20 protein-coding genes are annotated in these 26,534 nt (G+C 63.1%); 4 read left to right on the forward strand and 16 right to left on the reverse strand.

Annotated features, from left to right (window positions below; translation table 11 throughout):
* Window positions 1-226: 226 nt before the first annotated feature.
* From mnmE to rpmH, 5 genes are all read right to left on the reverse strand, one after another.
* Window positions 227-1,594: a tRNA uridine-5-carboxymethylaminomethyl(34) synthesis GTPase MnmE gene (mnmE, locus tag JWV26_RS10215; RefSeq protein ID WP_206418973.1), complete on the reverse strand. Its 1,368-nt coding sequence runs from the start codon at window positions 1,592-1,594 to the stop codon at window positions 227-229.
* A 155-nt stretch (window positions 1,595-1,749) separates the two neighbouring features.
* Window positions 1,750-3,495 carry a membrane protein insertase YidC gene (gene yidC, locus JWV26_RS10220; protein WP_206418974.1) on the reverse strand — a complete coding sequence of 582 codons (1,746 nt, stop codon included), beginning with the start codon at window positions 3,493-3,495 and terminating at the stop codon, window positions 1,750-1,752.
* Between the two features lie 2 nt (window positions 3,496-3,497).
* The gene (gene yidD / locus JWV26_RS10225; RefSeq protein ID WP_072425154.1) at window positions 3,498-3,743 is read right to left on the reverse strand and encodes a membrane protein insertion efficiency factor YidD; all 246 of its coding nucleotides are present in this window, start codon (window positions 3,741-3,743) and stop codon (window positions 3,498-3,500) included.
* Window positions 3,736-4,140 (reverse strand): ribonuclease P protein component, encoded by a 405-nt coding sequence (gene rnpA, locus JWV26_RS10230; RefSeq protein WP_036994791.1) that lies wholly within the window; start codon window positions 4,138-4,140, stop codon window positions 3,736-3,738. The genes yidD and rnpA overlap by 8 nt, the downstream gene beginning before the upstream one ends.
* 13 nt (window positions 4,141-4,153) lie before the next feature.
* Window positions 4,154-4,288, reverse strand: a complete 135-nt coding sequence (rpmH, locus tag JWV26_RS10235; protein WP_003246698.1) for a 50S ribosomal protein L34 — start codon at window positions 4,286-4,288, stop codon at window positions 4,154-4,156.
* Window positions 4,289-4,808: 520 nt separating this feature from the next.
* Here rpmH and dnaA point away from each other — a divergent pair.
* From dnaA to gyrB, 4 genes are all read left to right on the forward strand, one after another.
* Window positions 4,809-6,299 (forward strand): chromosomal replication initiator protein DnaA, encoded by a 1,491-nt coding sequence (gene dnaA, locus JWV26_RS10240; RefSeq protein ID WP_074915572.1) that lies wholly within the window; start codon window positions 4,809-4,811, stop codon window positions 6,297-6,299.
* Window positions 6,300-6,470: 171 nt separating this feature from the next.
* Window positions 6,471-7,574 carry a DNA polymerase III subunit beta gene (dnaN, locus tag JWV26_RS10245; protein WP_206418975.1) on the forward strand — a complete coding sequence of 368 codons (1,104 nt, stop codon included), beginning with the start codon at window positions 6,471-6,473 and terminating at the stop codon, window positions 7,572-7,574.
* Entirely contained in the window at window positions 7,574-8,677 is a 1,104-nt protein-coding gene (gene recF / locus JWV26_RS10250; RefSeq protein WP_206418976.1) for a DNA replication/repair protein RecF, read from the forward strand. Before dnaN ends, recF begins: the two co-directional genes overlap by 1 nt.
* Before the next feature lie 4 nt (window positions 8,678-8,681).
* Window positions 8,682-11,102, forward strand: a complete 2,421-nt coding sequence (gene gyrB / locus JWV26_RS10255) for a DNA topoisomerase (ATP-hydrolyzing) subunit B (protein ID WP_206418977.1) — start codon at window positions 8,682-8,684, stop codon at window positions 11,100-11,102.
* Between the two features lie 108 nt (window positions 11,103-11,210).
* On the opposite strand, the gene JWV26_RS10260 is transcribed toward gyrB, so the two are convergent.
* From JWV26_RS10260 to JWV26_RS10310, 11 genes are all read right to left on the reverse strand, one after another.
* Window positions 11,211-11,648, reverse strand: coding sequence for a hypothetical protein (locus JWV26_RS10260; RefSeq protein WP_206418978.1), 438 nt, complete (start codon window positions 11,646-11,648; stop codon window positions 11,211-11,213).
* Entirely contained in the window at window positions 11,645-12,547 is a 903-nt protein-coding gene (locus JWV26_RS10265; RefSeq protein WP_079785093.1) for an Ssp4 family T6SS effector, read from the reverse strand. The genes JWV26_RS10260 and JWV26_RS10265 overlap by 4 nt, the downstream gene beginning before the upstream one ends.
* Before the next feature lie 91 nt (window positions 12,548-12,638).
* Window positions 12,639-13,538, reverse strand: a complete 900-nt coding sequence (gene tagQ / locus JWV26_RS10270; RefSeq protein ID WP_206418979.1) for a type VI secretion system-associated lipoprotein TagQ — start codon at window positions 13,536-13,538, stop codon at window positions 12,639-12,641.
* A 67-nt stretch (window positions 13,539-13,605) separates the two neighbouring features.
* The gene (locus JWV26_RS10275) at window positions 13,606-15,408 is read right to left on the reverse strand and encodes a formylglycine-generating enzyme family protein (RefSeq protein ID WP_206418980.1); all 1,803 of its coding nucleotides are present in this window, start codon (window positions 15,406-15,408) and stop codon (window positions 13,606-13,608) included.
* Window positions 15,401-16,600, reverse strand: coding sequence for an FtsX-like permease family protein (locus JWV26_RS10280; protein WP_206418981.1), 1,200 nt, complete (start codon window positions 16,598-16,600; stop codon window positions 15,401-15,403). Before JWV26_RS10280 ends, JWV26_RS10275 begins: the two co-directional genes overlap by 8 nt.
* Window positions 16,600-17,316, reverse strand: coding sequence for an ABC transporter ATP-binding protein (locus tag JWV26_RS10285; RefSeq protein ID WP_277426032.1), 717 nt, complete (start codon window positions 17,314-17,316; stop codon window positions 16,600-16,602). Before JWV26_RS10285 ends, JWV26_RS10280 begins: the two co-directional genes overlap by 1 nt.
* The gene (locus JWV26_RS10290; RefSeq protein ID WP_206418983.1) at window positions 17,316-20,330 is read right to left on the reverse strand and encodes a serine/threonine-protein kinase; all 3,015 of its coding nucleotides are present in this window, start codon (window positions 20,328-20,330) and stop codon (window positions 17,316-17,318) included. The genes JWV26_RS10285 and JWV26_RS10290 overlap by 1 nt, the downstream gene beginning before the upstream one ends.
* Window positions 20,321-21,058: a PP2C family protein-serine/threonine phosphatase gene (locus JWV26_RS10295; RefSeq protein WP_206418984.1), complete on the reverse strand. Its 738-nt coding sequence runs from the start codon at window positions 21,056-21,058 to the stop codon at window positions 20,321-20,323. Before JWV26_RS10295 ends, JWV26_RS10290 begins: the two co-directional genes overlap by 10 nt.
* Window positions 21,055-21,708 carry a type VI secretion system-associated protein TagF gene (gene tagF, locus JWV26_RS10300; protein ID WP_206418985.1) on the reverse strand — a complete coding sequence of 218 codons (654 nt, stop codon included), beginning with the start codon at window positions 21,706-21,708 and terminating at the stop codon, window positions 21,055-21,057. The genes JWV26_RS10295 and tagF overlap by 4 nt, the downstream gene beginning before the upstream one ends.
* On the reverse strand, window positions 21,705-25,205 hold the full coding sequence (gene tssM, locus JWV26_RS10305; RefSeq protein WP_206418986.1) for a type VI secretion system membrane subunit TssM: 3,501 nt from the start codon (window positions 25,203-25,205) through the stop codon (window positions 21,705-21,707). Before tssM ends, tagF begins: the two co-directional genes overlap by 4 nt.
* Window positions 25,202-26,533, reverse strand: a complete 1,332-nt coding sequence (locus JWV26_RS10310; RefSeq protein WP_206418987.1) for a DotU family type VI secretion system protein — start codon at window positions 26,531-26,533, stop codon at window positions 25,202-25,204. Before JWV26_RS10310 ends, tssM begins: the two co-directional genes overlap by 4 nt.
* Between the last annotated feature and the right edge of the window lies 1 nt (window position 26,534).

Below are 26,534 nucleotides of genomic sequence, written 5' to 3' on the forward strand. Positions count from 1 at the left end.
GGATCTCAAGCTTATGTAAGGTGGGCTGGGCGAGCCGGTGATTGCCATCGGCGTCAGCCCGAGACGCAGCCGGTGTTTGGCCTGCAGTTCGTAGCCCGGATGACATCCGTGGAGGCAGGCAGAGGCGGACTGACAGCGCGACCTGCCCTTTTCGCGGATAAATCCGCTCCTACAGGCTAGCTGTGGATATGAGGACGGTGAGTGCAGAGCGCCTGAATATTTGCTTTCACTTGCCAATACAGAAGCTGGAGAAGATGCGCCCCAGCAGATCGTCGCTGCTGAAGGCGCCGGTGATCTCGCCCAGCGCCTGCTGGGCCATGCGTAGGTCCTCGGCCAGCAGTTCACCCGCGCCCATCAGGGTGAGCTGGTTGCGGCCGTGCTCGAGGTGCTGCTCGGCCTGATGCAACGCCTCAAGATGACGGCGGCGGGCGCTGAAGCCGCTCTCGGTGGTCTGTTGATAACCCATGCAGGCCTTCAGGTGTTCGCGCAGCAGATCGAGGCCATCGGCAGATTTGGCTGACAGGCTGAGCTTGACATGGCCATCGGCGCTGGTTTCAAGTGTTACTGCCTCGCCGGAGAGATCGGCCTTGTTACGGATCAGGGTGACGTGTGCCGGATCCGGGCGCTGCTCCAGAAACTCTGGCCACAGGGCAAAAGGATCGGCGGCTTCCGGCGCGGTGGAGTCCACTACCAACAACACGCGATCGGCTTCGCCGATGGCCTTGAGCGCGCGTTCCACGCCGATGCGTTCGACCTGGTCGTCGGTATCACGCAGGCCGGCGGTGTCGACCACATGCAGGGGCATGCCATCGATGTGGATATGTTCGCGCAGCACGTCGCGGGTGGTACCGGCGATATCGGTGACGATGGCCGCTTCGCGCCCGGCCAAGGCGTTGAGCAGGCTGGATTTGCCGGCATTGGGCCGGCCGGCGATGACCACGGTCATACCGTCACGCAGCAGGGCGCCCTGGCCCGCTTCGCGCAAGACTGTGGATAAGTCGGCGCGCACGCGGTCGAGCTGGTTCAGTACATGGCCGTCGGCGAGAAAGTCGATCTCCTCCTCGGGAAAGTCGATGGCTGCCTCGACGTAGATGCGCAGCTGGATCAACGACTCGGTCAGCGCGTGCACGCGCTTGGAGAACTCGCCCTGCAGCGAACGCAGCGCATTGCGTGCGGCCTGTTCGGAGCTGGCTTCGATCAGATCGGCGATGGCCTCGGCTTGAGCCAGGTCGAGCTTGTCATTGAGGAAGGCGCGTTCGCTGAACTCGCCGGGGCGCGCCAGGCGTGCTCCCAACGCCATGCAGCGGCGCAGCAGCAGATCGAGCACCACCGGGCCACCGTGGCCCTGCAGCTCCAGCACGTCTTCACCAGTGAAGGAGTTGGGGCCGGGAAAGTAGATGGCCAGGCCTTCGTCCAGAGTCAGATCGCTCTCGCCATAGAACGGCCCGTGATGAGCAAAGCGTGGCTTCAACTCGCGTCTGCAGATGGCCTGAGCCAATTGACCGGCCAGTGGACCGGATACCCGCACGATGCCCACACCACCACGACCCTGGGCGGTAGCGACGGCGGCAATGGTGTCTCGGGCATGGTTCATGGCGGTTTACTCGATGTTTACGGGGCTAGTAGGCGCGAGGGAGAAGCTGTGGATAACAGCGATTCGCGAGCAGAGCTCGCTCCTACGACAAATATTTGGATAGCAAAACGCCCCAATCATGGGGCGTTTGCTTGATGCTTGGAAGCCTTGGCGAATCAGGCGTTGGCCGGTTTCGCTGCCGCTTCGATCTTGCGCGTAATGTACCACTGCTGGGCGATGGACAGGCAGTTGTTGACCACCCAGTACAGCACCAGACCAGCCGGGAACCACAGGAAGAAGAAGGTGAAGATGATCGGCATCAGCTTCAGCACGCGGGCCTGCATGGGGTCCGGCGGCGTCGGGTTGAGCTGCTGCTGGATGAACATAGTCGCGCCCATGATGATCGGCAGGATGAAGAACGGATCCTTGATCGACAGGTCGGTGATCCACAGTAGCCAGGGCGCCTGACGCATCTCGACCGATTCCAGCAGCACCCAGTACAGGGCGAGGAATACTGGCATCTGCACCAGGATCGGCAGGCAGCCGCCTAGCGGGTTGATCTTCTCTTTCTTGTACAGCTCCATCATCGCCTGGGACATCTTCTGGCGATCGTCACCGTGCTGCTCTTTCAGCGCCTGCAGTTTCGGCGATACGGCACGCATGCGCGCCATGGAGCGGTAGCTGGCAGCCGACAACGGGAAGAAGATCAGCTTGATGATGATGGTCAGGACGATGATCGACCAACCCCAGTTGCCGAGCACGCCGTGGATCACTTCCAGCAGCCAGAAGATCGGTTGCGCCAGGAACCACAGGAAGCCGTAGTCGACGGTCAGCTCCAGACCCGGGGACAGGGTGCCCAGGTGCTCCTGCAGCTTGGGACCGGCATAGAGAATCGCGCCAATTTCGCCCTGCGCGCCGGCTGCGACCTGCACGGACGGGCCGGTGAAGCCGACGATGTAGTTACCCTGGCTGTCCTTGCGGGTCTGTACCAGGTTGGTGCTGTCCTTGTTCGGCACCCAGGCGGTGACGAAGTAGTGCTGCAGCCAGGCGACCCAGCCGCCCTGCACGGTTTCCTTGAAGGACTGCTTGTCGATGTCCTTCATTGACACCTTCTTGTACGGCTCGTCGGTGGTCCACAGTGCCGCGCCAAGATAGGTGGCGGTGCCGGTAGCGGTGGTCGAGGACGGGTCGCCGCTGTTGTCGCGCTTGAGCTGGGCGAACAGGTTGCCGCTCCAGGCCTGCTCGCTCTGGTTGTCGATCAGGTAACGCACGTCGACCTGATAGGCGGACGGATCGATGCAGCCAGGCTTCTTCAGCTGTTGCTCACGCGCCGAGCACTGCGGGTTGAGGCCGCGTTTGAAGCTGTAGCGCTTGATGTAGTTGATGCCGTTCTCGCTGAATGTGAGATCGACCACCAGGCTGTCCTGACCTTCGGCCAGTTCGTAGTTCTGCTTCTCGCTGCTCCACAGGGAACGACCGCTGGATTTGTCTGGCGCGTTCTGACCGATCAGGCCGCTCTGTGCCAGGTAGGTACGCTCGTTGCCGTTGTCGAACAGCTGGAACGGAACGTCCGGGCGGTCTTGACGACGCGGGTACTGCGGCAGACGCAGCTGCACGATATCGCCACCACGCGGGTCGATGGCCAGGTCCAGCACATCGGTCTTGACGCGAATCAGCTCGTCGCTGACAGCGGCGGTAGGCGCAACGGCAGCAGCAGTCGGCTCGGCCACGGCAGTGGGAATGTCGTCGCCGCCGGTGCTGGCGGTTGCAGCAGGTGTGTCGGGCAGGGCAGGCGTCGCAGCGGTCGAGGTACTAACCTCGGCTGGCAAGGCAGCCTGGCCGTAGTCCTCGTTCCATTGCAGGACCATGAGGTAGGACACGACTGCCAGGGCGACGATCAGGATCGAGCGTTGGATATCCATGATTATTCGGCCATCGAAGGGGAACGGGATTTTTTAACGGGTGGAACCGGATCGAAACCGCCGGCATTCCAGGGGTGACAGCGACCGAGACGGCGCACTGTCAGCCAGCCACCACGCAGGAAGCCATGTTGTTCGATGGCTTCGTAGGCATAGCAGGAGCAGCTGGGATAGAAGCGACAATGACTGGCCATCAGCGGACTGATGGCGTAGCGATAAACCTGAATACAGGCTAGAGCCGCTTTACGCATGGGGATTGTCGCTTGTCCCGGGGGATAAGTCTGCGTCGCGACTGGGCCGGCTTCGGGCCAAGCGTTTCCAGAGTTTGCCGAACTGCTGAGCAAGTTCGCCATTCTCCAGATCACCTAGCCCTTTACGGGCGACCACCACGATGTCCCAGCCTGTCAGGTTGTCCTGATTGAGGCGAAAGGACTCGCGGATTTGACGCTTGATGCGGTTGCGCTCGACGGCGAGCTTGACGCTCTTCTTGCCGATCACCAAACCTAGGCGGGGATGATCAAGCTGGTTATCGCGCGCTAGCAGCAGGACACTTTTGCCCGGAGCTTTACCGCTTGGGGAGTCGAAGACTGCCTTGAATTGCCGGGGAGTCAGCAGTCGCTTTTCCCGGCCGAAGCCTCGACTCACCACCTGTCAGGGTGAATTAGACAGTCAGACGCTTGCGGCCCTTGGCGCGACGACGCGACAGGACGGCACGGCCGTTCTTGGTGGCCATACGGGCACGGAAACCGTGGGTGCGAGCGCGCTTGATGGTGCTGGGTTGGAAAGTGCGTTTCATGGTGCGTTACCTGGGTGATCGACTAGGGTCGGAATGACCCTGGTTTAAAGAGACCGGCAATTCTAGAGAAAGCCGCGCGGTAGGTCAATTTCCAACCAACCTTATTCGCTAGATAGAAATAGAAAGAAGGAAAAGGGTTTAAAGCTCTTTTTCTATGTTTATGTTGAATGGTGCTGCCAGCGTCTGTGGACAACCCTTTGGCTGCAGCGCCCTGCTTGCTCATCCGGCGATGATAAGTCTGTCCAAAAGGCGTGGTTCGTCTGTGCGTCTCCTGCAGACAGCCTGAGGATAGAATGCCGTGTTACCCACAGTAGGGTTATCCGCCCGTTCATCCCCAGGCTTTTACAGAAGCTTATGGGGTGCTTATCCACAAGGCTCGTGCCGCTACTGATAAGTCTGGTGAATGGAACTAAGGCTTTGATTTTGCTTGGCCATCTAGTCCCTGCTGTGTGGATAACTCGGTCGTTGGCCGTTACAATGGCGGCTGTTTTTGCATCGCCGCCTGGATAGGGGATAGTCAGTGTCAGTGGAACTATGGCAGCAATGCGTCGAGCTTTTGCGCGACGAGTTGCCGGCCCAGCAATTCAACACCTGGATCCGTCCTCTGCAGGTCGAAGCCGAAGGCGACGAGCTGCGCGTGTATGCGCCGAATCGTTTCGTACTCGATTGGGTCAACGAGAAGTACCTGAGCCGTTTGCTCGAGTTGCTCGGTGAGCGCGCTGGCGGTCTGGTTCCTGCGCTTTCCTTATTAATAGGCAGCAAGCGTGCAGCGACTGCCCGTGTCGCGCCAACGGCCCCTTTGCCTGCTGCTGCGCGTGCCGCTCAGGTTCAGGCCGCCGCATCCGTCAGCAAGCCGGTGCCGCCGCCTGCACAGCAGGAGCCGTCGCGTGCCAGCTTCGACTCCATGGGCGGCGCCGCGCCACAACCGCCGACCCCCGCGGTGGCGCCACGCACCGAACGTACCGTACAGGTCGAAGGTGGCCTCAAGCACACCAGCTACCTCAATCGCACCTTTACCTTCGATAACTTCGTCGAGGGCAAGTCGAACCAGTTGGCGCGCGCTGCCGCCTGGCAGGTGGCGGACAATCCCAAGCACGGTTACAACCCGCTGTTCCTGTATGGCGGCGTTGGCCTGGGCAAGACTCACCTGATGCATGCTGTGGGTAATCACCTGCTGGCGAAGAATCCTAACGCCAAGGTCGTGTACCTGCACTCCGAGCGCTTCGTCGCCGATATGGTCAAGGCGTTGCAGCTCAACGCCATCAACGAATTCAAGCGCTTCTACCGTTCGGTCGATGCGCTGTTGATCGACGACATCCAGTTCTTCGCCAAGAAGGAGCGCTCCCAGGAGGAGTTCTTCCACACTTTCAACGCACTGCTCGAGGGTGGTCAGCAGGTGATTCTCACCAGCGACCGCTACCCGAAAGAGATCGAAGGTCTGGAAGAGCGCTTGAAGTCGCGCTTTGGCTGGGGCCTGACCGTAGCGGTGGAACCGCCGGAACTGGAAACCCGCGTGGCGATCCTGATGAAGAAGGCCGATCAGGCCAAGGTCGATCTGCCGCACGATGCCGCGTTCTTCATCGCCCAGCGCATTCGCTCCAACGTGCGTGAGCTGGAAGGCGCGCTGAAGCGCGTGATCGCCCACTCGCACTTCATGGGCCGCGACATCACCATCGAGCTGATCCGCGAGTCGCTCAAGGATCTGCTGGCCCTGCAGGATAAACTGGTCAGCATCGATAATATTCAGCGCACCACCGCTGAGTACTACAAGATCAAGATCACCGATCTGCTTTCCAAGCGTCGTTCGCGTTCGATCGCCCGGCCACGTCAGGTGGCCATGGCATTGTCGAAGGAACTGACCAATCACAGCCTGCCGGAAATCGGTGTGGCCTTCGGCGGCCGCGATCACACCACGGTGTTGCACGCATGCCGTAAGATTGCTGAACTTAGGGGATCCGACGCGGACATCCGCGAGGACTATAAGAACCTGCTGCGCACCCTGACTACCTGAACCAGTTAAAGTCTGCTGCGCGTCGGCTCTGCTGCGTTGAAAACAGGCTCGGAATGCTCATGTACAAAAGTACACTCCGCTTCCTCCCCTGTTTTCGCCTTGCATGGCTCTAGCTCGCGAGACTTTTTACAGGTTCTAATTACGCATATCCACGAGGCAAGGGACTAGACCATGCATTTCACTATTCAACGCGAAGCCCTGTTGAAACCCCTGCAACTGGTCGCCGGTGTCGTGGAACGACGCCAGACGCTGCCGGTTCTGTCCAACGTCCTGCTGGTGGTCGAAGGCCAGCAGCTATCGCTCACTGGTACTGACCTCGAGGTCGAGCTGGTTGGTCGCGTCACGCTCGAAGATGCCGCCGAGCCGGGTGAGATCACCGTGCCGGCTCGCAAGCTGATGGACATCTGCAAAAGCCTGCCGAGCGATGCGCTGATCGACATTCGCGTCGACGAGCAGAAGTTGCTGGTCAAGGCCGGGCGCAGCCGTTTCACCCTGTCGACTCTGCCGGCCAACGACTTCCCCACCGTCGAGGAAGGTCCGGGGTCGCTGACCTTCAACCTGCCGCAAGCCAAGCTGCGCCGTCTGATTGAACGCACCAGCTTCGCCATGGCCCAGCAGGATGTGCGCTACTACCTCAACGGCATGCTTCTGGAGGTACAGAGTGGTCTGCTGCGAGCGGTTGCTACCGACGGTCACCGTCTGGCCATGTGCTCCATGGAAGCGATCATCCAGCAGGAAGGCAAGCATCAGGTCATCGTGCCGCGCAAAGGTATTCTCGAACTGGCTCGCCTGCTCACCGAGCAGGACGCCGAAGTCGCCATCGTTCTTGGTCAGCATCACATCCGTGCCAACACCGGCGAGTTCACCTTCACCTCGAAACTGGTCGACGGCAAGTTCCCGGATTACGAGCGCGTGCTGCCGCGTGGTGGTGACAAACTGGTGCTGGCGGATCGTCAGGGCCTGCGCGAAGCCTTCAGTCGCACCGCGATTCTGTCCAACGAGAAGTACCGCGGCATTCGCCTGACCCTGGCTTCTGGTCTGCTGAAGATTCAAGCCAACAACCCTGAACAGGAAGAGGCCGAGGAAGAGATCGTTGTCGACTATTCGGGCAGCGGTTTGGAGATTGGTTTCAACGTCAGCTATCTGCTGGATGTGCTGGGCGTGATGGGCACCGAGCAGGTGCGCCTGATCCTCTCCGATTCCAACAGCAGTGCCCTGCTGCAGGAAGCCGACAACGACGATTCTGCCTACGTTGTCATGCCGATGCGTCTTTAATGTCCCTAAGCCGTATCACGGTCACCGCGGTGCGCAATTTGCACCCGGTGACCCTCTCCCCCTCCTCCCGCATCAACATCCTCCACGGCGCCAACGGCAGCGGCAAGACCAGCGTGCTTGAGGCGATCCATCTGCTTGGTCTCGCCCGTTCCTTCCGCAGCACACGCCTGCAGCCCGTTATCCATTACGAACAACCCGCCTGCACCATTTTCGGTCAGGTGCAGTTGGCCGAGGGCGGCTTGAGCAATCTGGGTATATCTCGTGATCGTCAGGGTGAGCTGCAGATTCGTATCGATGGGCAGAACGCGCGTAGTGCTGCGCAGCTAGCCGATCTGTTGCCACTACAGCTGATAAACCCCGACAGTTTTCGCCTGCTTGAAGGTGCACCGAAGATTCGCCGGCAGTTTCTCGATTGGGGCGTGTTCCACGTGGAACATCGCTTTCTTGGCGCCTGGCAACGCCTGCAGAAAGCCCTGCGGCAGCGGAACTCGTGGCTGCGCCATGGTACACTTGACGGTGCTTCGCAGGCCGCATGGGACCGTGAACTGTGCAGTGCCAGCGAGGAAATAGACACCTACCGACGCGCCTACATTCAGGCCCTGAAACCGGTGTTCGAACGGACCCTGGCCGAGCTGCTGGAGTTGGAAGGACTGACCCTGAGTTACTACCGCGGTTGGGATAAGGATCGTGAGTTGAGCGAAGTGCTCGCCACCTCCCTCCTCCGCGACCAGCAACTCGGGTATACCCAGGCCGGACCGCAGCGCGCTGATCTGCGTCTGCGACTGGCGGGGCACAACGCGGCAGAGATCCTGTCGCGAGGACAACAGAAATTGGTGGTGTGCGCTTTGCGCATCGCCCAGGGCCACTTGGTCAACGAAGCCAAGCGTGGCCAGTGTATCTATCTGGTGGACGACTTACCGTCGGAGCTGGATGAACAGCATCGTCAGGCATTGTGCCGGTTGCTGGAAGATTTGCGCTGCCAGGTGTTTATCACCTGTGTAGATCATGAATTGTTGAGGGAAGGCTGGCAGACGGATACGCCGGTTGCCATGTTCCACGTGGAACATGGCCGTATCACCCAGACCCAAGACCATCGGGAGTGAAGGCATGAGCGAGAACCAAACGTACGACTCCTCCAGCATCAAGGTGCTGAAAGGACTGGACGCCGTACGCAAACGTCCCGGGATGTACATCGGTGACACTGACGATGGTAGTGGTCTGCACCACATGGTGTTCGAGGTGGTCGACAACTCGATCGACGAAGCGCTGGCAGGCTACTGCAGCGAAATCACCATCACCATCCACCCGGATGAGTCGATCAGTGTGCGCGATAACGGCCGTGGTATCCCGGTCGACATGCACAAGGAAGAAGGCGTCTCGGCGGCCGAGGTCATCATGACCGTGCTTCACGCCGGCGGTAAGTTCGATGACAACAGCTACAAGGTGTCTGGCGGCCTGCACGGCGTGGGTGTCTCGGTAGTGAATGCCCTCTCCAAGGAGCTGGTGCTGACCATCCGCCGTAGCGGCAAGATCTGGGAACAGACCTACGTGCATGGTGTACCGCAAGCGCCTCTGGCCGCTGTGGGTGATACCGACGGTACCGGTACGCAGATCCACTTCAAGCCGTCCGAAGAAACCTTCGCCAATATCCACTTCAGCTGGGACATCCTGGCCAAACGTCTGCGCGAACTGTCCTTCCTCAACTCTGGGGTGGGCATCCTGCTGCGTGACGAGCGCACCGGCAAGGAAGAGCTGTTCAAGTACGAAGGGGGTCTGAAGGCTTTCGTTGAGTACCTGAACACCAACAAGACAGTGGTCAACCAGGTGTTCCACTTCAATGTTCAGCGCGAAGAAGACGGCGTTGGTGTCGAAGTTGCCCTGCAGTGGAACGACAGCTTCAACGAGAACCTGCTCTGCTTCACCAACAACATTCCACAGCGCGACGGTGGTACTCACCTGGCGGGCTTCCGCTCTGCCCTCACCCGCCACCTGAACAACTACATCGAGTCCGAAGGCCTGGCGAAGAAGTTCAAGGTTGCCACCACCGGTGATGACGCCCGCGAAGGCTTGACTGCGATCATCTCGGTCAAGGTGCCGGATCCGAAGTTCAGCTCGCAGACCAAGGACAAACTGGTTTCCAGCGAGGTGAAAACCGCAGTCGAACAGGAGATGGGCAAGTACTTCTCCGACTTCCTACTGGAGAACCCCAACGAAGCCAAGGCCGTGGTCGGCAAGATGATCGATGCCGCTCGCGCCCGCGAAGCGGCTCGTAAAGCGCGTGAAATGACCCGCCGTAAAGGCGCCCTGGACATCGCCGGCCTGCCCGGCAAGCTGGCCGACTGCCAGGAAAAAGACCCGGCGCTGTCCGAACTCTACATCGTGGAGGGCGACTCCGCGGGCGGTTCTGCCAAGCAGGGCCGTAACCGCAAGACCCAGGCGATCCTGCCGCTCAAGGGCAAGATCCTCAACGTCGAACGTGCGCGTTTCGATCGCATGATTTCCTCGCAGGAAGTCGGCACGCTGATTACTGCACTCGGCTGCGGTATCGGTCGTGAGGAGTACAACATCGAAAAGCTGCGCTACCACAACATCATCATCATGACCGATGCTGACGTCGACGGTTCGCACATCCGTACCCTGCTGCTGACCTTCTTCTTCCGGCAGCTACCGGAGCTGGTTGAGCGTGGTTACATCTATATCGCTCAGCCGCCGCTGTACAAGGTGAAGAAAGGCAAGCAGGAGCAGTACATCAAGGACGACGAGGCCATGGATGAATACATGACCCAGTCGGCCTTGGAGGACGCCAGCCTGCACGTCAACGAGAACGCCCCAGGTCTTTCTGGCAGCGCGTTGGAGAAACTGGTCGGTGAATACCGTGGCGTGATGAAGACCCTGGACCGCCTGTCGCGCGTCTACTCCAAGGACATCACCGAGCACTTCGTCTATCTGCCGCGCATTTCGGTGGAACAGCTCGCTGATCAGGCCTTCATGCAGAACTGGTTGGAAGGCTTCGCTGCACGTCTGAAGACGACCGAGAAGTCTGGCCAGACCTACAGTGCCAGTTTGCGTGAAGACCGCGAGCGTCACCTGTGGTTGCCGGAGGTCGAGGTCAAATCTCACGGTCTTTCCAGCTACACCACCTTCAACCGCGACTTCTTCGCCAGCAATGACTACAAGACCGTCACTACCCTGGGCGAACAGCTGAACAACTTGCTGGAAGAAGGCGCCTACGTGCAGCGTGGCGAGCGCAAGAAACCGGTCAGCACCTTCAAGGAAGCGCTGGACTGGCTGATGACCGAAAGCACCAAGCGTCATAGCATCCAGCGATACAAAGGTCTCGGTGAGATGAACCCGGATCAGCTGTGGGAGACCACCATGGACCCGGAAGTGCGCCGCATGCTCAAGGTGACCATCGAAGACGCCATCGCCGCCGACCAGATCTTCAATACCCTGATGGGCGATGCTGTGGAGCCGCGCCGCGACTTCATCGAGTCCAACGCCCTGGCGGTGTCGAATCTGGACTTCTGATGGCCTGCTAGCTGAACTGTTAGCTGGCGTGAAATAAAAAGCCCCTGCCAATGCGAATTGGCAGGGGCTTTTATTTGAGCGGAGCTTTTTGAACTAACGCTGGCGTTCTTACTTGAAGCGCTGACGCCACGCCGCCCGCTGCCCTCTTACTTCCACCATGGCCACAAGCATGGCGCGGTAGCGCTTGCTATTGAGGGTCAGCAGGGTACTCAACGGCAGCAGCAGGCCAATGGAATACAGCAGGTAAGGTGCACGCCTGCCCCAGTGTCCGATGACCAGCAACATACAGATCACCATGGCTGCGACGATCAGCCATACCGCCCAGGGACGACCTCGAATCACCAGAAGGTTTGCGCCACACAGGTACAAGGATATGCCGCAGCTGCCCAACATCATGTAGATGCCATAGTCATCCAGGCTGGGTGGATAGACCTCCAGCAGCAGAATCTGACTGATCGCCAGGGAAAACAGCGCTAGAAAAAAAGCAGCGATGAAAACCGGAAAGTGCCAGCGCAGTATCGAGAGAAAATCGAGTCCTTGCTTCACTCCAGCTCCTCGTAAAGGCCGATGGCATAGGTCTGCACCATGCTGCTACCGAGCAAGCCGATCCCGGCACCCAGCGCATCTCTGATATTGATCGCCAATGTCGACGAGATTTCACTGGTACTGAATCGTTTCGGAAGCTCGCCGCTACTCTGCAGCGCTTTGCGCAGAGCGGGAGTAAGCGCAGGATTGCGGTTTTCCAGGATCTCGTTGGTCAAACGTCGCCGTTCCTGACGGCTCAGGCCATTCAGGCTTTGGTACCAGCTGCGCCCTGTCATGGCCCTGCGCATGTTCATCACACGCAAAATCGTTGCTCCGGCCCCGGCTACGCCGCCAAGAGAAATGATATCCAGTGCTCTGGATACATCCTGATACCACTGCTGGCTGTCCAGTCTATCGAGTGCTTCCGGGTTGTTCACCTCGGTATAGACCCTCGCAGCACCTGCCACACACTGCACGGAGCTTGCCGATGCAGCCGCTACGCCCAATGTCGTGATCACCAGACTCGCCCCACCGGTAAACGGTACGATGGCCGTACCGCCGATGATCGCGATCCAGCCCAGCACCGCGCCGGCACAGGCCAGACTGGTATTAACGCTCTCGGCCACCAGCCGCGATTCACGCGGGTTGGACTGCACCTGCTGGACGAACTGCTGCGGCGATACATTGCGCTGTGCTTCACGAATGATGATGCGCTTGGGCCTGATGCTGCAGATCGGGGTGAACTCGCGCAGGGTCACCACGTTGAAATTGGCATCGATATACACCACCCCTGCACCGGAGATGGCGGGATCGGCATCAATGGCTGTGTAGAGCTTGCGCAAGTCGATCATGGCCTCGATGCGCTGCCGCGCCATGATCTGTGAAGGGGTGTTTCTCAACCCGATCAGGTAGTCGGACATTTGCCCTCCTTGGTAAAACTCCGATAACCGCCAGTCCGCCCATAAAGGGCGGACCAGCGGAGCGTGTGGTCAGTCAATCATCCGCAAGGACTCAGACGTTCGGGCAGGGAATCGGTGCCCAGTCGCCCATGTCCGGGTTGCTGCACATGCTGTTGACCTGATTGGTGCCTGCTACCGCCACCTGTTGGCTCTTGGTCTGCTTGGCTTCGGCCTGTTGCAGAACACGTTCGGTGCTGACGGCCTCGGTGGGAACCTTGGTCTGCTTGACCGGCTTGTTGGCAGGAGCCTTGGCGACGGTGGTCACTTCGGCACGTTCGACGCCGACGTTCTTCAGGTCAGCCTCGTAAGCCTGGGTGTAGTTGCTCAGGTTCTCACCGGCCTTGCCGTTGACGGCGGTGATCAGGTTGTTGGACTCGTTCAGACCGGCAATGATTTCGGCCAGACGCTTGCGCCCTTCTGTTTCGTTGATCGCCCCGGATTTACGCTGCGCCAGCAGGTTGGTGAACTCCTTCTGGTAGCAGCTCTGCGAAGCTTCGGCGTAGGCGATGCTGCGGTCGAAGGTGCTGGCACTGGCATTGATGTCAGTGGAATAGGCGCCGATGCGCTGACGGTCGTCGCTGATCTGCTGTTGTTTGGAGGTGTAGTAGGCCGCTGCGCCGCCGACCAGGGCACCGCCGGCGGCGCCGATGGCGGCGTTGCGCTTGCGGTCTTCCTTGTCGGCGGTCAACGCGCCGGTCAGGGCACCGCCGACTGCACCTAGCACGGCGCCGGTAGCGATCGAGCGAGTCATGTTGGAGTCGGTATCACGCAGGTGCTGAACGGGTTGGTAGCAACTTGGGTAATAGGTGACCTCGGTGGTTTTACCAACACGGTTGACAGCGGAGGTGGAGCAACCGCTGATCAATACGGTCATCGAGGTGAAACCGATAGCGGCGAGGGTCATAACGCGACTGCGAGACTGCGAGGTGAGGCGTGCTTTGGATAGGTACATAGCTAGGCTCTCTGCTGGGGGTGGATTGATGTGAACGTCACTTTTCGCGGGTAATAGCTGATCGCGCTCACGGTTGTGACACCGCTTGCGTTTCCAGCAATTGCTTGAGGATCTCGGCCGAGTCGGCCCGTTGTTGGGCTCGGTATAGAGCGACGTGATTGACGAACAGGGTGGCGCGGTTGACCAGGCTGTTGCCAATCACCGGCTTGCGCGCGAGTTCTTCCTTGATGCGCTGGAACTGCGCCTGGATCACCGCGTTGGTGTAACGGGTACCGCTGGCCATGTTGTCGATGTAGATGGCCACAGCGCCGTTGAGCGCCTTGGTGCCGTTCTCGATGGCGCCAGCGAAGATCTGCGCCGAGGCAGCATCATTGCTCTGCTGTGCCTGGCGTTGGCTCTGACGCAGGTTGGTCAGGCGAATGTTGTAGTTGTTGATGGTCTCCGCCACCAGGGCGGCAGACTGGATCAGGTTGCCAGCGGCCTCTTCGCGCTGGCGGGCGATCAGCGAGACATTGCGCTTGAGCTCCTCGTTGACCAATCCGAGCTCGGCCTGCAGGCGCGGGTCGGTGGCGCTGGCGATGATGCTGTCGAGGCGTTGAGTCGGGTCATCGGCAGCGTCGATGTCATCCGTCAGCTCGGCCAGGCGCCCTTGTTTCTGCCACTGGGCGAACAGCTCGTCGTAGCGCGAGCGCGGAGCGGACAAGGCGCCGATCGCCACACGAAAGCCGGTGGTTTCATTACGTTGCTCGCTGCCATCCGCGCCGAACAGCGGGTACTCGCGGCGCATGCCGGTAAACAGCGTGCCCTCGCCTTCCAGATAGTTGCCGCCCTTGACCACGAAGCCGCCATAGGTGCCCTGGCGGCGCCCGGCACTAATCAGTTGGAACGACTCCTGAACCATTTCGGCAGCGTTGCCGATCATGTCGAACAGCCCCAGCGGGTTGGCCTGCTTGGTGCCGATGGGCATCAGTCGAGGCGCCTGACCGGTGCCACCTGCGACCTGGTTGAACACGGCCCAGTTCGCCAGCGGGCCATCATCGTCGCTGCCTTCGACCGGACGTGGGAACAGCCGCGCTTCCAGCTCCTGGCGGCTGACTTCCGAGCCGCCCCGGGCGGCGAATTCCCATTCCACTTCGGTGGGCAGACGGACGAAGGCCGCGCCGCCCTCTTCCGCCTTGCCGCCTCTGCCGCTCACGGGCAGCAGATCGCGGTGATTGGCTAGCAGCCAGGCGCTATAGACCGCAGCGAAACGCTCGGCCTCGAAGCGCGACAGTTTTACCTGCGGCAGCCGCCCGGCGGCGCTGGTGACGGGCGCGCACTCCGGCGCCGGTTCACCGCTGGCCAGGGCCTGAGCTTGGGCCATGACCTGAGCGTACTGACGGGCGGTGACCTCGTACTTGCCGATGAAATACATCATCGGTTTCAGCGGGCTGCCGGCGTCGATCTTGGGCAGGCGTTCGGCGACCTGCTTTCGCCACTGCGGCGCCAGGTCCTGCAGGCTGAACTGGCCGTTGATGAAGTCGCGGCGATAACCGGATATGAAGGATTGCTTGTAGCCGGCCTCGCCCTCGCTGAACGGATAGCCCAGGCTGACTTCGCGATCATCCAGGCTGCCCTGGGTCAGCACGTAAACGTGGCGGAAGAGCATTTCTCCGCCACAGGGCAGCGGCAGGCTGACGTCACCCGACAGGGGTTTGGGGTTGTCCAGTCTGGCCAATTGTTCTGCATCCAGTTCGCGTGGAGCCTCGGCCTCGGACTGCGCAGGTGTGACGGGTGTGCTCGCTGCTGGTGGCTCATCGGCTGGCGAGCAGGCCGCCAGGGCAAGCGTGGCGAGTATCAGGGCAGAGGGAGCGAAACGACTGTCAGACATCGCGAATTCCTTGAGAGGCGTCGATCCGGGCCACGCGCCGCCCGCCCAGCGCAGCGGCAAGGGCGCTGGCCAGCAGGACGGCAGCGAGGGCCACCAGGTAATGCTCGGGCAGCAGACGGCTGGCGTGATCGCCCGGCGCCTGCACGAAAAGATGGTTGATACCGCCCTCTGCCAACAGGTACAGCAGGGCTGACAGGACGCTGGCGAATAGGCCGCTGTACAGCGCCTGAATGATCAGAAACAGCAGCAGCGCGCCGCTGCCGAAGCCCAGCAGGCGTAGCACCGCCAGCTCCCGTTGCTTGCGCTCGACGGCAGCCAGGGCGCCGGCGCTGGTGGCAGCCACGGCCCCGCCCAGCGCCAGGGTGGTGATCAGCCAGAACAACAGATCGAGGTTGCGGCTCAGTGCCTGCACTTGGGCGATCTGCGCTGCCTGGGTAACGACCTGCACCTGCTGCGCGGAGAGGTACTGGCGTAGCGGTTCGACGTCATCCAGGGTGCGCGCATACAGACGAAACCCTGGATAGATGCGTGGCGCCTGTGTCGCTGTCGCGCCCGGCCAGCCCAGTGCAGCCACCTCCAGGCCGTCGCGGTAATCCTCGACGGCCTCCAGCAGCGCCGCCTGCGCGAACAGCGCGTCGCGCTCGAAGGCGGCCAGCGGCAGCACCGCCAGCACCTGCAGGCTGGTCTGCTGCCACTGCAGGTCGCCGCCGTGCTGACGCCCGAAGCGCGCCTGCAACTGGCTACCTGGCGTAACCCCAAGCTTTTCGGCAGCGCTATGGCTGAGCACCACCTGCTGCAGCGTCTGCGGCAACGGCAGGCCTTGCAGCAGCGGATCGCCGGCCGCCGTCGGCAGCATCTCCACAGTCACCCGGATCTGCCCTGGCGCCACCTGTAATTCGCTGGTGGCGGCGATCTGTCGGGTACGGGGGATGGCGAAGGCGACGTCCTCGCGTTGGCTCAGTGCCTCGATGAACTCGGCCTGCAGGCGCGTGCCACCCAGCGGGATGATCTCGCGCACCGCAGGATCACGTTGCAGACGTTCGGTCAGGCTGCCTACCAGGCCGTACTTGAGGCCGAACAGCACCAGCAGCGGCGCAATCACCGCTACCAGGGCCAGTACGCTGCACGCAGATAGGCGCGCCTCGCGGCGGTAGTCCTGCCAGGCCAGGCCGGCGATCAGCAGCAGGCGCATCAGGCGGCCTGCTCCAGATGGGCGCTGACACCGCCGTCGGCGTCGCGCCGGCAACTCATGCGCAGGATTTGCAGGCCGGCGCGCTGCGCCAGCGCTTCGTCGTGCGTCGCCACCACGCAGGTCGCACCGGTCTCTGCGGCCTGAGTGAGCAGCAGCTGCATGACGCGTTCGGCATTGAGCGGGTCCAGCGCCGCAGTGGGTTCGTCAGCCAGCAACAACGTCGGTCCGTGCGCCAGGGCTCGAGCACAGCTGACCCGTTGGCGTTGGCCGATCGATAGCTGCGCCGGGAACTTGGCCAGCTGCTCCTGAACATCCAATGCCTGTGCCAGACGCTGCACCTGGCCGTTGTCCGGCATGCCGAGCAGTTGCCGAGGCAGAACGATATTGCCGCGTACGTCGAGAAAGCCGAGCAGCCCGCCGGCCTGCAGCACGTAACCCAGATGCCGGCTGCGTAGCTGCGCCAGCTTGCTCTGCCGGCCCTGCCGCCACAGCTCGGCGATATCGCAGGTAGTGCCGGCCAGCTCCAGAGCAAATGTCTCGGCGGAATCGGGAGCCAGCACCAGGGCCAGCAGGTCAAGCAGCGTGCTCTTGCCGCAGCCGCTGGGGCCAACCAGTGCCACTCGTGCGCCGGCCTGCAGTTGCAACTGCTCGATGGCCAGGCTGTAGCGCTGCGCGCCCTGGCCACGTTGCTTGAGGACCTGCTGCAGGCGAATCATCATGGCAGCGTCGACAGCGGTACACGGTACAGGGCGTCGCCCGGCTCGGCATTGCCGAAGCGCACCCAGTTGGCCATGTCGTTGTGGAAGGTTTCGTAGAGGCGAATCTTCGACTCCAGTTCGTCGATGAAGTCCTCCTGCTCGGCCACCGACAGCGACAGCCAGAGATCCTGGGTCATGCTCAGCGCCTTGCTGCGATACGGCAGGCCGTCGAGGTATTCGCCGAGCACGCCGCTTTGCGCCAGGTTGGCGCCCTGGCGCAGCGCCGCGGGGTCACGACTCATGTAGGCGCTGGCGCTGGCGATCTCGCTGAAGAAGTCGGCCGGCGAGGTCTTGGTCTTGCGCGCGGCGTCGACGATCAGCTTGAGCGACTGCTGCAGGTCGTTGAGTTGCAGCTTGGTCAGCATCACGCACACCTGCAGCGTCGGCAGATTCGGGTTGCTCAGATCGCGGTCGGCGGTCCAGGCGCTGACCAGTTGCGGCGCCTGGCTGGCGCTGCGGCGGCCGAGAAAATCCATGTGCATGGCGTAGCCGATGGCCTGGGATTTGGTCGCCAGGTTGGTGCCACCGGACAACTGTGGGGGCACTGGCGCTTGCTGGGCGCGAACCTGCTGCGCCAGTTCGGCGAAGGTCGAGCCGATCTCGCGCACGCGCTCGCCGAAGGCCTGGACATCGCCGCCCGGCACCGAGACGTAGAGGTCGCCAATCTGCGGGTTGCTGTCGGCCGTCAGCACCCGATACTGCTGCTCGGCCGAGGCGTGGTTGGCCTTGCCGGCGGGGGTGCGCAGGTGCAGGGCGAAGATCTTGATCTGCTTGCTCAGTGCCGCCTGGCGTACCTCGGCCTCGTTCATCAAGGTGCTACTGAAGGGATCGTTCTTGCGCAGCGCGCCAGCATCGCTGACCAGCAGAATCAGGCGGCCGCCATAACTCGACCAGTCCATGCCTTCGACGGCCTGCATGACCCCGGCGAAGGCATCTTCGTTAAATGAGTGGCTGGATACCGTGGTCGCCTGCACTTGCTCGGCGGCGCGCAGGAAACGTTGCGGATCGCTGCCTTCCTTCAGGCTGACCAGGGTCTTGCTCAGGTATTGCAGGCCCGGTGTGCGCGCCGTGCTGTTGCGATAGCCGACCAGGCCGAAGCTGACGTTGTCCAGCTCACCGCGCGCCTGCAGCTGGCTTTGCAGCTCGCTGACCACCTGGCGCACGCGGTCGATGTAGGGCTGCATCGACACCGAGGTGTCGACCACCAGGACGATACCGGTACGAAAGCCTGTGTCGCTGGCAGCGGTCGGCCGTTCGGCAGGAGACTGGGCGGCGCTGCCGGGGTCAATCGAGGCGATATTCAGCAGTTGCACCGGCTGGCCTTCGGCATCGAAGACTTCGCGGAAGTCGAAGATCGGCATCAGGTAGAACTGATCCTGCGGAACAGCGCTGCTCGTCGGCTCCAGTGCCACCACCTGCGGCACCTGCTCGGGATCGTTCTGCGCCTTGAGCAGCAGCTCTCGCGCCTGGCTGGTGCGGTCGATCAGCCGTTCGACGTCGGCGGCCTGCTGCATGAACAGCACTGGCGCTCGTCCGGAACGCTCGGTGAACTTGAGTACCAGGCTCTGCTTCCAGTCGCTGGTCTGCTCGGCGGCGATCCAGCCTTGCACCCGGCCATCGCTGGCTGCACCCACCTGCAACCAGGATTGGCCGTCCTGGCTGCGCCGGGCATACACGTAGAGCACCGAGAAGGCCGGCAATGCTTCGCCAGTGGCGGCGCCCGGAGCGCTCAGCAGCTGTGCCCCAGGCTTGGCCAGGATACGTTGGTAGAGGGTTGTCTTGCCAGGCATCAGCAGTGGATGTTCACCGGCCTCGCCCGTGTCGGCTGCCAGTGACGCGACAGCTGCGCCCTGCCCGGTGCTTTGCGGCGCGCTGTCTGCCGCCACCACAGTGGAAGGCTGGCCGAGCCACCAGTAGACGCCGCCACCCACGCCCAGCGCGGCGGCCACGGCAACTGCCAGCAGTGCCATGCGTGGCCCCTTGTTACTGGCAGCCGGTGGTGCCGCTGCGCTGCTGGCAGGGGCAGTCGGTGCGGGTGCCACGGTCGGTGCCGGGGTCGGTGCGCTGCGCGGAATCTCGATGGATACCGGTTGCAGCTCCCCCATCTCGCTAGTCGAGGGCGCGCCCAGCGTGGCCTGCTGGGTGAACGCTGGACGGATCACGGTCGCATCCGAGTCGGGGGCTGGCTGGGTATCGAGCGCGGCCAGCAGTTCCCTGGCATCGCTGAAACGCTCATCCGGGTTCTTCGCCAGCAGGCGTTGCAGCAGGGGCTGATAACGACTGTGCTGCAGCGGCAGTTCCGGCAATGGCTGAGTCAGGTGCGCCAGTGCCGTGGACAGCGCGTCGGTGCCCATGTACGGCAGCTCGCCGACCAGTATTTCGTAGAGCACCACGCCGAGGGCGTAGAGGTCGGCGCGGCCGTCGATATCCAGACCGCGCGCCTGCTCGGGGCTCATGTAGTTGGGCGTGCCAACGGCAAAACCGACCTGGGTGAACTGGGTACTGTCATCGAGCGACTTGGCGATGCCGAAGTCCGACAGCACCGCCGTGCCGTCGGCGCGAAAGAGGATGTTGGCCGGTTTCACGTCGCGGTGGATCAGCCCCTGGCTGTGGGCATAACCCAGCGCCGAGGCGATCTGGCGGATGTACTGCAAGCCCTGCTCGGGGCTCAGGCCAGCGGCGATACGCTCGCCCAGGGTACCGTTGGGCAGGTACTCCATGGCCATGTAGTAGTGCTCGCCGGCATTGCCGATGTCGTGCACGGTGACGATATGCGGATGCGCCAGGCGCGCCAGGGTTTTGCCCTCACGCAGGAAGCGCTCGCAGAACGAGGCGTCGGCGGCCAGCGCCGGGGCCATGATCTTCAAGGCCACCTTGCGCTCAAGTGAACGTTGCAGCGCCAGGTAGACGGTGGCCATGGCGCCTTCGCCAATCATCCTGTCGATGTCGAAACCGGGAATGTTCAGGTCCATGAGACGGGCTCGCTCGCCTTGATGACGATGGCGGTGATGTTGTCGGGTGCCCCACGGGTCAGGCCCAGATGGATCAGGCTGCGCACCACCTGATAGGGATCGCTGTGCGTCAGCACATCGCGGATTTCGTGGTCTTCGGCGGTGCGGGTAAGGCCGTCGCTGCACAGCAGCCAGGTATCGCCGGGGAGGACATCGAACTGGCTGCAGGCGAGCTCCAGCTGGTCCTGCACGCCAACGGCGCGGGTGACGATGTTGGCGCGCGGATGCAGGCGCGCTTCGGCCTCGCTGAGCAGGCCGCTGTCCTGCAGGTCCTGCACATAGCTGTGGTCACGGGAAACCGCCTGCAGCTCACCCGCCCTCAGCCGGTACAGGCGGCTGTCACCGGCCCACAGGCACAAACCTTGGTCGCCGCGGGTAACCAGCAGCACCACGGTGCTGCCCATCATGGTCACGCCGCGCAGGTGGGTTTGCTCGCGTACGGCGCTGTTGACCTGGCTCAGGGTGAGCCGCAGAACATGTTCGTAGTCACTCAGGTTGTCGCTCGCCTTGATGTTGCGCAGGCTGTCGACGATCAGGCTGCTGACGTAATCGCCGGCCGCGTGCCCGCCCATGCCATCGGCCACGACCCAGAGGCCCGCCTCGGGACGCTCCAGATAGGCGTCTTCGTTGATCTGGCGAACCAGGCCGACATGACTGTAGGCCGCCGACTGGTAATGCAGTGCAGTCATTGCGCGACCACCTCCGGCCCTAGCAGATAAGCCGCGAAGGACTCGGTCGGTGGCAGCCCCTGGCAGCGTCGCAATCCGGCCGCGATGCGTTGCGAGCCACGCCCCCACCACAGACTGGCACCGCTGCAGGCCTGGGCAGCGAGTGCCGCCAGACGCCCCGGGGCATCGACCACCGGCCAGTGCTGCAGACCATGCGCCTGGTCGCACGCGGGCAGTGCCGTATCCGGCAGGCTTTCCAGGCTCTGCACCGCTGTCTCGAAGTCTTCGAAGCGGGCGCCCTCCTCCAGGGTGCTCAGCAGCAGATCCTCAATCCGCTCGAACCAAGGTTCGCCCGCCTGCAAGGCTTGCAGCGGCTGCCCGCAGGGAATACGGCAGGCGACCGTTAGCGGGAAGTAGCGGCCGACGCGGTCGATGCTCGGCATCAGCACCCCGGCCATGGCCTCGCTACCGCACACGCCAGGTGCCAGGGCGAAGCGCCACAACGGGCTGGTCAGGTAGGCGTCCAGCCAGTGTTCACCGAGCTGTTGCCGGCTGGTCTGCAGGCCAGCCGACAGCCAGGCGTCCCAGCTGCGCTGGAAGTCCTTCGGCAGGTTGCGTTCGATGAAGTCGCCGCGGCTGGCGACCTTGCCGTAGAAACCCATCATCGTCATAGCCGCTCCGGCAGGGTGAAGCCGGCCACTGCGCGACTCTTGAAAGGATTGAAGGCACTGCTGGCGCGCAGTTCGTAGGCAACGCTGGAACGATCCAGGCGTATACGCAGGTTGAAGCGATCCGGCGAGGCGCCGCCAATCAGCTCGGACTGGTCGAGCAGGCGGAACCAGGCCCACGGGCCTTCCAGGGTCAACGCCGAGCGTCCGCCTTCGACCGGTGGTGATACCGTCAGGCGTACCACGCCGACGCTGCTCGGGTTCGGCCATTGCACCGCCACCGGACGGCTCGGGCCGTGGTCGAAACCGATCAGTTGGCCGTCGAGATCAAGCTGCGACTGGCTGATGGTGGCATCCATGCTCACCGGCTTGAGGTCGAAGCGCACGCTGGGCTGCAGGCCGCCGCTGCGGAAGAACTCATCGCGGATCAGCGCGGCGCGCTGGAAGGTCTGCAGCACGCTGGCGGAGATGCCCAACTTCTGCGCCGCGCCCGGCTGCCAGCGCCAGGTGCGTGCCGAGGTGTCGACGTAGGGCTGCAGGTACTTGCGGAAGTAGTTATCCATCACCCCGCCAACACCGAAGAACTGGCCGAAATCATCCAGCGTGGCGTCGCGCTGGCTGCCCGTTACCATCGGGTAACGGCCGCTCAGCGACTGCCGCCAGACATTGACCACATCGCTTTGCCAGGCGGCGTTGAGCTGGTTGCGCACCCCGCCCATCATGCTGTTGGTGCTGGCGGCGACGACCGAGCCCACCAGCCCCTGGACCAGCTTCGGCTGACGCGCTGCGGTCAGGTTGACCCGCGCGGCGGCTGCACTGGCCTGATTCTTCGCCTCGCCGAGCAGCGCCTCGCCGCTGGCGCCGACCATGCTGCTGAGTTGCACGTAAAGTTCGTTGAGATCCGCCAGCAGGCCATCGATGGCCATCGGCGCCGACGGGTCCTGGCTGACCAGGCTGTGGAGTTCGGCGAAATGCGCGCTGACCGGATCGATCTGCGTAACCGCAGCCACGGCGTTGCCGGCCTGGGTCTGGCCGAGCAGCGAGCCGAGCTTCTGCTTGAGCTGGTCGACACCCTCGTCGGCGGCCTTGGCCACACCTTCGGATTCGGGCGCCTGCTGCAGATCGGTTTCCCGCGCCACCGCGATCAGCAGTTGCTTGAGCGGTGAGGACGGCCCCGAGAGTATCCGCAGCACGTCCGCCGCCTGGGCCACGCTGGTGATGGACACGAAGTCCAGGTCGGCCAGCAACGCATCCCACTGCTGCACGTAATCGCGCAGGTACAGCTGGCGTACATCTGCGGCCAGATTCACCGCATCCTGGGTGCTGTCGAGCTGACGGCCCAGCACCCATTGTTCCTCGGCTACCACGCTGGCCTGGCCGACGCTGGCGCGGAGGAAGGCTTCGCGGTAGCCGCGGCGGGTGTAGAAGCCACTCAGCGGGTCGCTCAGCGCCTTGCCACTCTTGCGCGTGAAGATCAGCGCGGCGTCGCGCCCGGCGGCTTCGCTGATGCGAAAGTCACTGACCCCGGCCGGCAGCTTCTGCCGCTTGACCCGGTCGTACACGCGCTGCGCCAGGGGCAGACGCTGCAGCTGCATGCGCAGCTCGTCGATCAGGCGCTGATCCAGACGCGCGTCCGGTGGACGACGTTCGAACAGGGCCTGCAGATGCCCGTCGAGCGCCTGGCGCTGTTCGCCCGGCAAGTCGCGCGGCAGGCTCTGATCCCAATCCAGAGCGATCCAGGCCTTGATGAACTCGGCGTCGTAGTGCTCGCCGCCACCGAGCATCAGGTAGGCCTTGAGCCCTTCGTAGAGGTAATCGGTGCCACCGCCAGAGCGCAGCTGTTCCTCCACGCGGCTGAGCAGGCGCGGGGCGAAGGTGGCCACCAGCAGGCGGCGATAGACGCTGGCGGCCTGCTCTTCGAGCATGTCGCCCTGATACAGACCCAGTCCCTTGGCCCAGTCCGGTGGGTCACCAGCCAGGTTGCGTACGGCGCTGAGCAGTGGCAGTACCGCCAGCACATCGCGTTGCGCCGGGCTGAGGCTGCGCACCTGTTGTTCCAGCGGCACGGTGCGCGCGCCGACCTGGGCGATATGCTCGCGGTTGGCGTTGAAGCTGAGCAGCCACAGCGTACTCACCACCAGTACCAGCGCCACGCTGGCGGCCAGCGAGCCGATGGCCAGCCATCTGCGGCGGCGCTCGACCTTCTGGTCGACGCCGACCAAGCCGCGCTCGGCGAAGGCGACGCGACTGAACAGGTGCTGGAGGAAATAGCTGCGGCCGCTGCCGCTCTGCCTGGCCAGGTGCTGGCGGTCGAGGTTCATGCTCTGCGCCATGGCACCGATCAGGCGGTCGATCGGGCTGCCTTCCTGGGTGCCGCTGGTGAAGTACACACCGCGCAGCAGGGTGCGCTCCTCGTAGGCATTGGGTTTGAACACGCCGTTGAGGAACTCGCCGAGCAGGCTCTTGATCGCCGCAAATTGCTGCGGGAAGCCGTAGATCAGGTCCCGTCGTGCCGGATCGCGTTCGCGCTGCAGACGTTCGACCAGGCGCTGGTTGAGGCGCTGTTCGAGGGCGACGAACTCGCTGTCGAAATGCTCCAGCGGGCCGCCGATGCTCTTGCCGTCATCCAGGGCGAAGGTAAAGCCCCAGACCTGGGCGCGTTCCTCGCGGCTGAGGTCGTCGAAGAACTCCATGAAGCCCGGTACCAGGTCGCACTTGGTGAGCATCACGTAGACGGGGAAACGCACGCCGAGCTGGTTGTACAGCTCCTGCACCCGCGAGCGGATCGCCGCCACGTGCGCGGCGCGCTCGCTGTCGCTGCTCTGCAGCAGGTCGGAGAGGCTGATGGCGATGAAGGCACCATCGATCGGGCGGCGTGCGCGCTGGGTCTTGAGCAGGTCGAGAAAGCCGAGCCAGGCGGCCTTGTCCACCTGGGCGTGGCTGTCCTGGGTGGTATAGCGCCCGGCGGTGTCGAGCAGCACGGCTTCGTCGGTGAACCACCAGTCGCAATTGCGCGTGCCGCCCACGCCGCGAACGGCGCCGGCACCCAACTGCGCTGCGAGCGGGAAGTTCAGCCCGGAATTGACCAGCGCGGTGGTCTTGCCGGAACCCGGTGGGCCGATGATCACGTACCACGGCAACTGATACAGGTTGCGTCGCTCATCGCCGCCCAGGCGCGCCTTTTTCAGCAGCGCCAGAGCTTCGTCCATGCGCTGGCGCAGGGTCGCCAGCTCCTCGGCGGTGGCTACACTGGCGGCATCCGGTGCTGCCTGTGCCGCCAGGCCGTCGAGTACCTTGCGTTCCTGCTGGCGCTCGCGCAGCAGACAGAACAGGCGCCAGCCGAGCCACAGGGCGAACAGCAGGATGATCAGCGTCCAGCGCGTCCAGGCCGGCTGCAATGCATTGAGCAGGGGGCCGACGAACCAGATGATCAGGCTCAGGGCGATCAGCCCGAGTACCGGGATGACCCAGCGGGTGATGAATCCGAACAGCGCCTTCACTCCACACCCTCCGCCAGCACGGTGATTTCTACCCGGCGATTCTTCGCCCTTCCTTCGGCCGTGGCATTGGATGCCAGCGGTTCGGTGTCGCTCAGGCCCTCGGCGCTGAAGCGCTCGGCCTGACCGGTACGTGCCGCGAGAATCTGCAGCACCTCCTCGGCGCGGGCACGCGACAGCGCCCAGTTGGATGGGAAGCGCAACGTGGCAATCGGTTGGTTGTCGCTGTGCCCGGTGATGCGCACCTGGCCCTTGACCTTGGCAACCGCTTCGGCGATGCGCAGCAGCAATGGCTGGAAGTCATCACGGATGCTGGCGCTGCCGGAGCTGAACAGCTCGTCGCCGCGGATGGTCACCACCGAGCGGTCGACACCATCCTCGACCGCCACGCGGTTGGCGCGGATGTCATCGGCGAGGAAGGTGGCCAGGCGTGGTCGCTCGACCACGCGCGGCTTGACCACGGCTGGTTCGATGCTCTGCACCGGCACCTCGCCCAAAGCGTGAATCTGGCGGAACACCGGTTCAGCATCGGCCGCCAGCATCATCCGCAGCAGCATCAGCAGCATCAGCAACAGAGCTAGCGCTACGGCCAGCCCGACCCAGGGCGGCAGCAATCGTGACAAGCGATCCGGCGCCACGCTGACCCCGCGCCAGTGCGGCGACAGCTCGTGTTCGCGCTCGCCACGGACGCTGCGCAGGGTCGCTGCGGTACGCTCGCGCAGCGCTTCCAGCTGGCTGCGCCCGTCATGCATGACCCGATAGCGGCCCTCGAAGCCGAGGCTGGTGCAGAGGTACAGCAGCTCGAGCAGATCGAGCCGTTCGCGCGGGCTTTGCAGGCAGTGTTCGAGCAGCTGGAACACCTTCTCGCCGCCCCAGGCCTCGTTATGCACGGTGATCAGCAGGCTTTGCTTGCCCCACTCGCTGGTGCTGCCCCAGGGCGTGCTCAGCACCGCTTCGTCGAGGGCTGTGCACAGCGCATAGCGCGCCAGCAGCACGTCGTTGCGTGGCACACCGGCGGCTTCGGCGCGCTGTTCGAACTGGCGCAGGTAACCTAGCAACTGCGCACGCAGGCTGGCCGGTGCGGGATGGGCCAGGGTGCTGCGCAATCGGGTGAGCATGCTCAGCAGCGGGCCGGCGGCCTGCTCCAGTGGGTTCATGCCACGGGCCTGGCCCGCCGGCAGCGGCGCGGCCGGCATCTGCAGTGGGGCAGCCGGCGCCTCGGCGGCGGGCTGCGGACCACGACCACCCGGGCGCGGCATGAACTGGGTGCGATCGTTGTTCTGCGGTTGTGCTGCCGGCGGCTTGTTCAGCCAGTCGTCTTGATCCGTCATG

It is taken from the genome of Ectopseudomonas toyotomiensis (assembly GCF_017167985.1).
GTDB classification, from domain to species: domain Bacteria; phylum Pseudomonadota; class Gammaproteobacteria; order Pseudomonadales; family Pseudomonadaceae; genus Aquipseudomonas; species Aquipseudomonas toyotomiensis.